Origin of the sequence: Bacteroides cellulolyticus (assembly GCF_025567135.1) — a bacterium.
In the GTDB taxonomy this organism is placed as follows: domain Bacteria; phylum Bacteroidota; class Bacteroidia; order Bacteroidales; family Bacteroidaceae; genus Phocaeicola; species Phocaeicola cellulolyticus.
In genome coordinates this window covers 1-13,395 of sequence record NZ_JAOQJJ010000028.1, presented here as the reverse complement: position 1 = coordinate 13,395, position 13,395 = coordinate 1, and the positions used below count along the sequence as shown (strand labels likewise).

The window sequence follows — 13,395 nt, the reverse complement described above, 5'->3', positions numbered from 1 at the left end:
TATTATAGTTATAATCTGTAACTTTAGGGAGTAGTCATTTTAGTTTTGACACACCCTCTTGTCAATTATTTATTCGGAGTTTCCCAAACCTTAGTTTCTGAACAGCTTAAATCAATCCACTTATCGCCACATTTCAGTTTGAAGTCACCTTTCTCCAGACGCCACTTGCCGTCATAACCAACAAAGGCAAGATCACTTCCCTTTATCTTCATGCTTACAGTCTTAGTCTCACCAGGCTGTAATGAAACCTTCTCAAAGTTACGAAGACGGATGTTGTCCGGAGTACTGCTTGCAACCATATCTTTTGAATACAGAAGAACAGCCTCTTTACCTGCTACACTTCCAGTATTAGTTACATCTACAGACACCGTTATTTCATCAACTGCGGTGAAAGAAGTCTTGTCTGCACGGAGATTATCATAACTGTATGTTGTATAGCTCAAACCGAAACCGAACGGCCACTGAACATCCATCACTGAATCATAGTTATAGTTACCGCCCATCTGACCCATATTCTCACAAGGCTTGTAATCGTATGTTGCCAAGGCATTGATATATTTAGGATATGTAAAAGGCATCTTAGCGCTGAAGTTGGCATCACCGGACATAAGGTTAGCCAAGGCGTCACCACCATAGTTGCTTGGAAGCATTACGTTGATTACTCCCTGAGCCAATGGTTCTATATCGTTGATGATACGAGGACGTCCCTGATTCAATACCAAGACAATAGGCTTGCCGGTCTTTGAAAGTGCCTTTACCAGATCACGCTGATTCTCTGAAAGGGTAAGATCTGTCAGATTACCTGGAGTTTCACAATAAGAATTCTCACCTATACATGCAACTATCACATCGGCACGGGAAGCTGCCGATACGGCCTTACCTATTTCAGGAGCGTTCTCCTCCCACCAGTTGTCATTCTTATAAGGAGCATATGTAACACCTGGTTCATAAATTATATTTTCCTTTCCATACTTGTTGCACAAAGACTCATATATAGTATTATATGCCTGCGCACACTCGTCGGCACGGTGTCCCTGCCAGCTGTATGACCATCCGCCGTTAAGACAACGCATGGAATTTGCATTTGGACCGGTCAACAGAATCTTACTACCTTTCTTTATTGGAAGGATATTATTCTCATTCTTTAAAAGAACTTCAGATTCTTCGGCTGCCTGAAGAGCTACTGCAGCGAATTCTGAAGAACCGAACTTGTCATACTTCTTGATATCCCAGTATGGATTCTCAAACAGTCCCAAACGATATTTGAGACGAAGGACACGTGATACGGCATCGTCTATTCTGCTCATTGGGACTTCTCCCTCCTCTACCAGTTCTTTCAGATAAGTACAGAAACTTACCTCATATGGAACCATAGACATGTCTATACCCGCATTGATTGCTATCTTTATAGCTTCCTTCTTAGTGGCGGCAATATGGTCGCGTGTACAAAGATTATTGATGTCGGCCCAGTCTGTTACTATCATACCGTCCCAGTTCAGGTCTTCTTTCAACCATTCGGTAAGGAACTCACGGTTAGCATGGAAAGGCATTCCGTTGTCAACACCGGAATTTACCATTACACTCAATGCACCGTTACGGATAGCTGCAAGGAATGGAGCGAAATGTTTCTCGCGCATATCACTACGGGATATTGATGAAGGTGTACGGTCCTTGCCGGATACAGGAACGCCGTATCCCATATAGTGTTTCATACAAGCGGCTACATTATACTCACCGATATGATTAGGATCTTCTCCCTGAAAACCGGCAACTGCCGCCTTACCCATCTCGGCATTTACATAGCAGTCCTCACCGTAGTTCTCCCACATACGCGACCAGCGTGGGTCACGGCCCAAATCAACGACAGGAGCATATGTCCATGGAATGCATCCAGCCTTGGTCTCGTAGGCAGAAATTTCTGCTCCCTTACGGACAAGGTCACGGTTAAAAGAAGAAGCCATGTTTATACCTTGCGGAAACATAGTACCGCCTAGAGTATAAGTCGTTCCATGTATCTGATCGACACCATATATACAAGGGATTCCTATTTCCTTCATGGATATGTCCTGGATCTGCTTTATTGCCTCAGCCCATTTCTCCTTGGTCTGTGCGATACTCAAAGGGACATTAAGAAGTGAACCTACCTTATATTTCCCTATTACCGTGTCGAGCATAGCAGGATTAAGCACAAAGCCGTGTTTCTTGCTTTCCTCAAAATCGCTTACCACATCTATTGTTATTTCACACATCTGACCTATCTTTTCTTCCAAGGTCATCTTGCCAAGCCATTCCTTTATGTTGGCTTCAATCTCAGGATCTGATGGGATGGCAGCAGGAACTTTTTTCTCCGGTACGCTGCACGAACTCACGCCTACGCATAAAGCAGAGGCGATAAACAGGTTCTTTAGTTGATTCATAGTTATTTATATTTGAAATTTATAATGTAATCTTTATCTCTCTCTGTATCAAGTTGTAAGATTCCTTTGGAACTATACTCTTTACCATTAACCGTTATCATACTACAATATTCCGGAAGTTTAATCTTTAATTCAGGCATCCAACCACCTTTTATTATAGCCTGCACCACTTTACCATTCTTCCATTTCAATCCAACGGTAGCTCCTCCTCTCACCTTCATGCCATAGAATTCACCTTCTTGCCAGCTATCCGGTATTGCCGGTAGCAAACTAACGAAACCATCCTGACTTTGAAGAAGCATTTCTCCTATACCCGAAGTTCCACCCCAGTTTCCATCCATTTGAAATGGCGGATGCGAACAAAACAGATTTGGGAATGTACCACTGCCATGCTGTTTAGGATTATCATGAGTGTATGCAGGATACAGCAGGCTCTTGAACAGTTTATAAGCTCTATTACCATCACCCAAACGTGCCCAAAAATTAATTTTCCATGCACGGCTCCATCCGGTACCTTCATCTCCACGTCTGTTTAAAGTCACCTTACATGCCTCAGCCAACTCCGGGGTATTATAAACCGAGATCTGATTGCCAGGATGCAATCCATATAAATGCGACACATGACGATGGTGTACATCTGTTTCCTCATAATCTTCAAGCCATTCCATCAGGTAACCTTTCTTACTAATTTGATGAGGAGGAAGCTGACATATAGCCTTCTTCAAAGAGTCTGCATACAATGAATCGACAGACAATATATGTGATGCCGTTATTACATTAGAATATAATTCTCGAACCAGCTGTATGTCCATAGTAGGTCCCATACAGACGCTTATGGGTGTACGGTCTTTCCCTTTCAGATAGAAAGAATTTTCAGGAGATGATGTAGGAGCTGTTACCAGCCATCCATGTTTTGGTTCTTTTACCATAGTAGAATAGAAAAATTCTGATGCTCCTTTAAGAATAGGATAAACCTCCGCCAGATAATTTCTGTCTCCGGTAAAAAGATAATGTTCCCAAAGATGCGCACAGAGCCATGCACCACCTGTATTTGTAGCTCCCCACGACGGATGTTCTCCGGGAGCTGTATAATTCCATACATTTGTCATCATATGAAGCACCCATCCTCTGGCGTTTTCTCCATAAAAGGACTTGGCACTCTCCTCACCGCTTTCTACCAGACGTTTCACCAAATCAATCAATGGAAGATAAAGTTCTGTCAGGTTACCCTGTTCCAATGGCCAATGGTTCATCTGGACATTAATATTTGTATGATAATCTCCATTCCATGGAGTGCCAGGCTCATTTGCCCATAAGCCCTGCAAATTTGGAGGAAGACATCCCGGACGTGTACTGCTTATCAGCAGATACCTTCCATAATTATAATATAATGCAGCCAGTGAAGGATCGTCTGACGACTGAAAACTCTCTATACGTTTGTCAGTAGTATGATGTGAAGTCTTGGCATTATCAGGCAAATGAATTCCCACACGGTGAAAATAATCGCCGTATGCCAAAATTGCTTCCGCTTTAAGTTTGTTCCAGTCATAATCCAAGACATTATCCAAAACACGCTCAGCCTCGGTAGAATACACTTCTCCATTCAGATACGAAGTCTTGGCTGATACAAATACCCATGCTTCATCCGCATTTCGTACAGATATATAACCCTCTCCTGTTTCTCTCTCCGCTTTATCTCCAATACCTACAACACTTGTTATGGCCGAGTATCGTACGCCTCTTGCCTTGCTTCCGCTATCAAGTTCACCCGATATAAGAAGCTTGCCGTCCGAAGGACTTTCTACCTCTCCCCTCTCAGGTCTGCTCAGACTCATTTTGAAAGATATTGAATTTCCTTTATCTGCCTTTATATGCAAAACCATAACATCTGCAGTTCTGGAAACATAATACTCGCGTACATAATTTACCCCACCTTTTCTGAAAGAAGTATAAGCAACACTCTCACTCAAGTCCAACCAACGTCTGTAATCGCTCATGCTTTCATCGGCAACCGGATAGGAATATTCTATATCCATATCGGCAAGCATCTGATATGCACCGTAAGTACCACCCTTTTCAGGTTTCTTAGGTACAAAGCTTTTATACATAAGTTCCTGTGCTTCCTTGTTTTTCCCTTTAAAAAGCAGTCTGCGTATTTCAGACAAACTGGTTGATGCCTCAGGATTAAGATAATCAGCCTCCGAACCGCTCCACATACTAATCTCATTAAGGACAATCCGTTCTTTTTCAGTTCCGCCGTCAGGCATCATTCCAAGTCTTCCATTTCCCAAAGGTAAAGTTTCCTCCCACTGTGCAGCCGGTTCATCATACCATAATACCATCTCAGGACGCCTTAGTTCAGGCAAAAGATCCATTCCTGTAATAGATTTATAAATAGACTCAGCAATTATCCTTGCACCATATTTGTTCGGATGTACTCCGTCCTGATATTCATTCGGATAATAAGGTTTCATAGCTGTATTGAGGTCTATCATGCTGATGTTCCGTTCCACAGCCACTTCTTTTATAATCGGAATTATACAATTATGTATTATACTGTCATTAATTCCCCATATATTGTTTTCAGAAGGGATAGGCAAACACAAGTATATTTTAGGTGAAGACGACAAAGCAGAAAAACTATCCAACAATGTATTCAAGTCATGCTTAAAATCATCCTTATGCAGCCAGTTATGAGGTTTGGAATCGTTTGTACCAAGTTTTATTGTAACAATATCCGGTAGAAATTCAAGTGCATCCTTAAAACGCTGTTCCTTCATATAAGGCAAATCGCCTTTCATGAGCAATGTTCTGGCACTGAGTCCAAAATTTCCCACTTCGTAATCATCACCCAACAAAGACTGAAGAACAGCCGGATAACTTTCCTGCGACGGATTTTCCAGCCCAAAGCCTTCTGTTATACTGTTACCTACACATGCAATTTTAATATTGTCTGCTTTAACAGAAAACACAATAAAGGTGAATAATAAAAATGACAATATATGTTTTAACATTCTCATTAGATTTTGATATTTTCAGTTTTCAAAAAAACATCTTTTTATGGAATTATCCAATAAAACCATTTATAAATGGTCAATTTTATAAATGCAAAGCGCTCCACCAATATAAAAATGATGGAGCACCTTCAAATATTTTATTCCCAATTATCTGTTCTGAATGGATATAAAGGAAGACCACGAAGGTTTGCTACATTACCCGGTTTATAATCGCGGAATCCATACCTTACGGCAACAGGATTTTTTACATTTTCACATGTTACTTTTATCTGATTACCACACGCTTCAGCCTCTGCGGGATAGAACACTTTGTCTTCGCCTGCCATCTCAAAACCTTCCATGTCTGACATGCGATTGAAGCCTTCCGGAGCATTATCAAATGTGAGGTAAACATCACCATCCTTCATATACATTGACTTATAAACTGGTCCATACGCCTCAATACCACGTACACCATAGGTTTTGCTCAACGCCATATAAGCAAGTCTTTTCCCAACATCTGTCTTATTCTTCGGATGAATATTTTTCATTTCATAAGGCATAACCAAATCATTTGTAGAAATCATACCACTGTTAGGAATCATGGACTGAGCTTTGAACTGAGACTCTCGGAGAAGAGCAAATAAATTTGTTTCTGGAGAGTTGAAAGGTGCTATCTCCACATAGTAAAAAGGAAGTTCACCAAGCCCCCATTCTTTACGCCATAATTCAACCATTGTCCTCAAGCGTTCGGCATAAGTATTATGTTTTCCCACATTGGCTTCACCCTGATACCATAAGAAACCTTTAATAGTATAATTTTGTAATGGATGTAACATACCATTATACATCAATGTAGGGCTAGTATAATGCCACCATCCGTCTTCTCTCCTTATATCACGTTCCAGGTCAATATCAGGATATTCTGCCACTATTTCACGAGGTAACCACCCTTCTACGGTAGAACCGCCCCAACTACAATTTATAATACCAATAGGAATATCCAAAACCTGATTCATCATCATAGCAAAATTAAACCCTGTGGCACTGAATTCAGGAGCATTTTCAGGATTACTAACTTTCCAACTGCCCCTACAGTAATCAACAGGTGCTGTCTGCCCGTCCCTTCCTATTGTAGCAACTCGTATGCCTTTCCATTTCGAGGCCGTAGCTATCAATTCATTTGCACCTTCTATTGGAGCATTCCAAAAACCCCTTAAAGGCATTTCCATATTAGACTGTCCGGAGCAAAACCAAACCTCACCTATCAGAATATTACTCAACTTAGTTTCCTCGCCATCGGATAATGTTATGGCATAAGTCTGGTAACTTGCAGATGGAGTCTCTATTTTTATTATCCATTTGCCATCCTTATCTGACATTGTTCTATAAACATTATTCGTCCAAGAAGGACAAATTGTTATTTCCTTGTCACTATCTGCTTTCCCCCACAGACAAACATCTGTTTGCTGCTGCAAAACCATATTGTCACTCAAGATTTCAGGCAATACTATTTTTGCCATTGCTCCAGCCTGCATCATCATCAGGCATGTAATCGTAATTAATTTTTTCATGTTTGAATTAATATTATATTAAACTTATTATTTATCTTACTATTTACACTTTGCATAGCAGGTATTATTTCATAACAGATTAATTTCAAAATAGGCTATTTTATTTTAAAATGTTACCAATTATTTATTTAAAGGCAAAAATTTTATACTCCTCTCATATTTTGTTACTGGTACTTTATATGGTAACATTATAGACCTGCATGTACATCCAACTCCAGAAGTTGCATAATCAAGATTCAAAGTGACAGTCTTACTCTTCTTCAACTGATAAGTATATAATGATTTGGTTAGATTATCAGTCGAAAACGGATATACATTAAAATTAAACAATTCATTCATAGAGATTTTTAAGCCACGTCCGCTCTTATTCTTAATCATCAACCATCTGTTATCACACCTCAAACCATAATCTTGCGGTATCAGATAAGGTTCATACATATCATTAACATTTGAGCTATATTGTCCAACCGGATATCCTGTTTTTCTATCCGGATAATTTTCTTGAGGTCCTCTTCCATACCATAAAATATTATTATAAGTAGAATCTATTTCCATTGTAAGGCCTATCCTCATTAACCACCTCGGAAGTCTACCTTGTGGAACAATCATATGGTTTATATCAATCTCTCCAGTATTTTTAACGCAATATCTATATATATTCTCAAATCCATTTATCTGAACGCCTGATATATACTTATCTAGTTTTCCATAAGACTCATCAGGAGACAATTTATAGCTTCGGCTATAAATATTGACAACATCATTTCCTTTATTATAATCAAAAGATACCATGATATCCTTCAATTTATCAATCCCGAAAGAATATTGTTCATTGACGGTACGCATACCATATTCTTTCTTCCAGCCAGTACGATCTTCTCCCCATGCAGCCCAATCGTCCAGTTCATTAGCAAGAGGGGCTCTCCATACATTAAAATCAACATCTGATTTTATTACCTCCTCATTATTTATATATAAAGAAAACAATCGTCCAGTTCCTTTAGAAAATCCATATTTAAAACCATCTCCTTCGACCCACAAACAAGTATCAGTATCCACACAATTCAAATTATGGTTTCCACATTGCATAGGTAAAACAATGTCCCTATGCCATGGCAAATCAAGCTGTTCCCATGCAACTATATGACCTTTATCGGCCCATATCTCTTTACTCTTCAGGCTTACCTTAAATTCCAATCTATATTCTACATTATCTTTTATTTCAGGTATAGAAATAGGTATAGCCACATTCTTTTTATGCAACGGAGCTATATTCTCATCTACAATGCCACGTTGGATAATTTTACAATCCTCCGTAAGGAACCATTCAACCAAATATTTATCCAGTTCTATAAAACTATGCTTATTCCATATCTCAACAATAAAATTGCCATTATTATCTATCCAGCTGAAATCAACCGGTTGTGCTGATTTTCTCATTTGCCACATTTCCGGTTGCGGCTTTCTGTCAGGCCATATTGAACCGTAAGTCCTTGCACCAATACCATAGCTATAAAATGTCCCTGACGAGTTTTCATTCTCAAAATCAAGCCATAGTACAGAATTTTCTTTACTCAAAACATTTGCTGAATAGATTTTATCAAATATGGCGACATTATCAATCATTGCGTCACATATAGCAACATTAATATCACACCCCTGGGTTTCTGAATTACGACCTATATTTACCGGGAATGGCAGATTCTTAATATGACCATTAGCAGGCATCTCTGCCAATTCTATATTATCTACAGATATAGACATGAATTTTCCATCATACTCACATAATACACTATGCCAATTATACTCCCAGTTTAACGGAAGTTTTGCTGTCAGTTCGTACCTTTTGTCAGTGAAAATATAAAACTTTATTTCATCTACTCCGTTTTGATGTACCCCAAATTGATTATTGCCCTTAGTTATAAAAGAGCCTGAATCCTTACATGAAGCACGCGGATATACATCAAATTTTAAAATAAGCTGATTACTCGTCAACTCCAGATTCTCTCCTCTGTAAATCTCAATCCATGCATCATGACCACTAAAGTCCGCAACCGTATTATTCCCAATCCTTTTCAAGGATACTTTTCCCATAATGTTTACAGGAGTATCAAATGGTGAGCCGTCCTGTATCCTCCTTACTTTTTCTTCTATACCAGGACTAACAAAATCCCAAATAGCTCCACCAATTATCCTTGAATGAGAATTTATGACACGCCAATAATCATCCAATCCACCGCCTCCATTTCCTGCGACAGACAAATATTCATCCATAAAAGAAGGTCTTATATCATTATCATAGCCCATACCTTGCTGTATTTCCAACTCTATCGGACTAGGATATCTAGGGCCGACAATATCCTCTGCTTCATGTTTTGGTGCATTTCCACCATACATCCAAAGCCTTGTTTCATCATATTTCTTGCCTTCTTTCACAACTTCCGTAATATTAAATCCCTCACCAGACTCATTTCCAGCGCTCCAAAACAAGACACAAGGATAATTTCTATCCCGCAAGACCATCCTTCGCACTCTCTCTTTATACATTTCCGTAAAATCACTTCTTTCAGATACCCATTCTGTTGCATGAGCTTCAACCCCTGCCTCATCTATTACATAAAGTCCATACTCATTGGCCAATCTTAGATATGAATTCACAGGAGGATAATGCGAAGTACGCACGGCATTAAAATTAAACTGTTTCAATAATTCAAAATCCTGTCTGATAACATCCTCACGCATCACATGTCCCCATCGCGGATGTTGCATATGTGAATTCTGAGCATTGATCTTTACAGGAACTCCATTCAAGCAAAATACTCCATCTATTATTTGCGTTTCCTTAAAACCTATTTTTGTTTCAATTTTATCAATTATCTTATCCTGACTGTTTAAAAGTAACAAATGCAAGTCATATAGATTTGGTGTTTCAGCAGTCCATTTCAAAGGATTGATTATTTCTTTCGATATAGATACAGACTGTTCCCTGTCTATTTCAAACAAAGGAGATGAAAACTCACTTATTATATCGGAGTGTCTATCCAGCAAAACGGCTTTTACTTTCAACTCACCTTCTATACTATTTCCATACCTTTTTACATCTACTCTTAGATTAAGTTCTGAGTTGATATAATTATCATCCAATTCTGTTTCAACACACCAATCAAACAATCTTGTATCCGGTGTTGAATAGATTATGACATCATCAAATATTCCTGCAAAGCGCCAATAATCCTGACTTTCAAGATAATAGCCGTCACTATATTTGACTACCAAAACAGAAATAACATTTTTACCTTCCCTTAAACAAGACGTGATATTATATTCGGCAGGCTCCTGAGCTCCTTCATTATATCCCACCTCTTGCCCGTTTATCCATACGAATGATGCTGAGGCAACTTTCTCCATACGCAAAAATACTTGTTTGCCATCCCAATCATCAGGTATTATAAAAGTTTTCCGATACAGACCTGTAGGATTATAGTCTCTCGGCACAAACGGCACATTGACTTTAAATGGGGCATTCACATTTCTGAAGAGTTTGTCACCATATCCCAACATTTCCCAGTTTGAAGGTACTTCTATTTTATCCCAGTTATCATCATCGTAACTATAACTATAAAAATCAGCTGGTATGCTATCCGGGGTAACAAACCACCTAAAATTCCATAAGCCGTTAAGTGAAATGTTACTTTCTGGTATGTAATAACTTCTTCCCGGCTCCTGATTAACCTCAAATATTGCCGGATTCTCTATATAATAATATATATTGTCAAAAAACGCTGTTTGGGATGTTCCAATAACGGCCTGAATAGATAGAATAAAAAATATTATCTTCTTCATAGGATAAATATAAAAACTACTTGCATTCAATTGTATAAGAAGTTCCGGCAAGCCCTTCTCCTTCTACTGTTAAAGTAGCCGTTCCCTTCTGTGTATCAGATTGCAATAAGATTTGTGCCAAGCCATTGAATGATTTTACCTGATAGTGGCGCGTGCCTCTATCCTTCGGCGAATCACCATCTTTATATGCAGGATCACCATTCCCTACACCTAAAATCCGTATAGGACCTTCAACGGTAAACTTTAACAAAGGACAAGCTGTAGGAACAAAATTATTCTTCTTGTCTTTTAGCTCCACATCTATAACAGCTACATCTTGTCCGTTTGCAAACAATGTATCCTTGTTTGCAGTCAGTACAATACGTTCCGGTTTCCCTGATGTACGAATCATCCGTGTTAATTGTCTTTTACCGTTCTTAAATCCTATAGCTTTGACTGTACCAGGATAATAAACGGCATCCCATGACAAATGACCATTTTCAGGCATCTTTTTACGTCCAAGTTTTTTATTATTAACAGTAAGTTCCACTTCGTCGCAATTACTGTAAACCCAAACCTTGATACTGTCGCCTTCATGTCCTCCCAGGTTCCAATGAGGGAATATATGAAGTGTAGGTTCATCAGTCCACCATGATTTTAAATACCATGCCTCATCCTTTGGGAAGCCACAATAATCGAAAATACCTTTATGAGTTCCGGTCTGTGGATAACCTATTGGATCAGGTTCACCACGGAAATCAAATCCAACCCAATAAAACATACCTCCTAACCAAGGACGCTCGCAATAAAATTTCCATCCACGTTCTATGCAGTTAAGTACACTGTCTTTACCATTAGGCTTAAGATTAAGTGATGCCATATGCCCGTTCTTAAAATCATCAAAATATACCCCTCTAGTTCCGCACCCTGAGATTTCTTCAGTACCAATACCACATCGTAATGGATATTGCCCACGGTATTTGTCAATCGGATTCTGGAGAATGTAATTATAACCTGCCACATCAGCAGGAACAAGGACTGAAGGTCCACCGCTTGATGCTACAGTCATCATCCTGCTTGGATCAAACCTATGGCAATATTCACGCATAGAAGCTATCACACGTGTTCCTTGTTCACTCCATTCCATACCCCATTCCTCATTACCGACACTCCAAAGTATAATACTAGGATGATTCCTGTCACGCTCAATCATACGTTTCAACAGACGCACATGCTCATTATTTATTCCTGTAAGACGATTTTCTTCTATTACAAGAATACCCAGACTGTCGCATGCGTCTAGCAATTCAGGAGTCATCGGATTATGCGAAGAACGGTAAGCATTGCATCCAAACTCTTTCAACCTCTTCAAACGAAAAATCTGCAAGGCATCTGGAATTGCAGCCCCAACACCGGCATGATCCTGATGCATATTCACTCCCTTCAGCTTCACCACTTTTCCGTTCAAAAGGAAACCTTTGTTCACATCAAATTTAACTTCACGAATACCAATTGTAGTATTGTAAGTATCAACTTTCTTATCATCGACAAAAACCTCTGTCATTACATTGTACAGATATGGATTGTCTGTACTCCAAAGCTCCGGATTATCCACAGTCAATTGCGAACATACTGTTTGTGAGGTCTTTGGATATACATTTTCGCCATTACCATCACAACTGCCAACTTCTTTTCCTTCACGGTCAAATAATATATGACGTAATTTGAAAGATGTTGCTTTAATTCCGGAGTTTTCTATATTTGTTTCAATATTTAAAACTGCAGAATCATATGTAGAGTTAAGCCTGCTGCTTATGAAAGTTCCAAAAGGAGCCACATGTAAGTCAGACATTTTATGCAACCACACATGACGATATATTCCTGCACCTTCATAAAACCAACCCTCGGCCATTGAGGCATCTACACGAACGGTTATCAAATTTTCTCCCCCGTAATTCAGGTATTCCGAAATATCATACGTCTGTGTAGCATATCCACTTGGCTCACCTCCTAAATAAAATCCGTTGACCCATATTTTTGAATCCCTGAAAATGCCGTCAAACTGCAAATACAAATGACGTCCCAAATCTGTTTCCGGTATGTTTATAATCTTACGATACCATCCCACACTATTTTCAGGATATTTATACCCCAACATCTTATATCCATGGCTATGTATAGCATTTCTATCATATGGTAAATACACTGCCCAGTCATGCGGCAAATCGACCTTCTCCCATTCCGAATCATCAAAGTCCTTTGAATAAGGACCTTTGTTATGAACTGAATTGGCTTTAGTCAGATAATTGAAATCCTCTGTTCCACATCCAAAATCTTTTTCCGGAGATGAAGCGGAACCTAAGGCAAATAGCCATCCTTCATCCATTAATATGCGTTCACGTTGTGAATAAACATATAAAGGATACCAAGGCATCATCATGGCCAATAATAATGTAAAAATATTTCTTCTCATGTTTAATGGTCTATTCATATTTACTTTCCATTTAAAATCCAAACAAAGTTGGATAATTCATTAATAATTAACTTTAGTTTTATACCTTTGTATCAGGATGTTAAGAGGAAGTA

5 protein-coding genes are annotated in these 13,395 nt (G+C 39.0%); all 5 read right to left on the bottom strand.

The features are described from left to right. Positions 1-65: 65 nt before the first annotated feature. Entirely contained in the window at positions 66-2,417 is a 2,352-nt protein-coding gene (locus OCV82_RS14460) for a glycoside hydrolase family 3 N-terminal domain-containing protein (RefSeq protein WP_154045061.1), read from the bottom strand. Between the two features lie 2 nt (positions 2,418-2,419). Continuing rightward, on the bottom strand, positions 2,420-5,431 hold the full coding sequence (locus OCV82_RS14455) for a glycosyl hydrolase family 95 catalytic domain-containing protein (RefSeq protein WP_394802666.1): 3,012 nt from the start codon (positions 5,429-5,431) through the stop codon (positions 2,420-2,422). Positions 5,432-5,571: 140 nt separating this feature from the next. Next, positions 5,572-6,987 carry a sialate O-acetylesterase gene (locus tag OCV82_RS14450; RefSeq protein ID WP_154045059.1) on the bottom strand — a complete coding sequence of 472 codons (1,416 nt, stop codon included), beginning with the start codon at positions 6,985-6,987 and terminating at the stop codon, positions 5,572-5,574. 120 nt (positions 6,988-7,107) lie between these two features. Further along, entirely contained in the window at positions 7,108-10,830 is a 3,723-nt protein-coding gene (locus tag OCV82_RS14445) for a beta-galactosidase small subunit-related protein (RefSeq protein ID WP_154045058.1), read from the bottom strand. Positions 10,831-10,846: 16 nt separating this feature from the next. Beyond that, entirely contained in the window at positions 10,847-13,282 is a 2,436-nt protein-coding gene (gene galA, locus OCV82_RS14440; protein WP_154045071.1) for a beta-galactosidase GalA, read from the bottom strand. Positions 13,283-13,395: the final 113 nt, after the last annotated feature.

Coding starts and splice junctions, on each gene's coding strand:
- OCV82_RS14450 (WP_154045059.1), bottom strand. CDS start 6,987: ATGAAAAAATTAATTACGATTACATGCCTGATGATGATGCAGGCTGGA.
- OCV82_RS14460 (WP_154045061.1), bottom strand. CDS start 2,417: ATGAATCAACTAAAGAACCTGTTTATCGCCTCTGCTTTATGCGTAGGC.
- OCV82_RS14455 (WP_394802666.1), bottom strand. CDS start 5,431: ATGTTAAAACATATATTGTCATTTTTATTATTCACCTTTATTGTGTTT.
- galA (WP_154045071.1), bottom strand. CDS start 13,282: ATGAGAAGAAATATTTTTACATTATTATTGGCCATGATGATGCCTTGG.
- OCV82_RS14445 (WP_154045058.1), bottom strand. CDS start 10,830: ATGAAGAAGATAATATTTTTTATTCTATCTATTCAGGCCGTTATTGGA.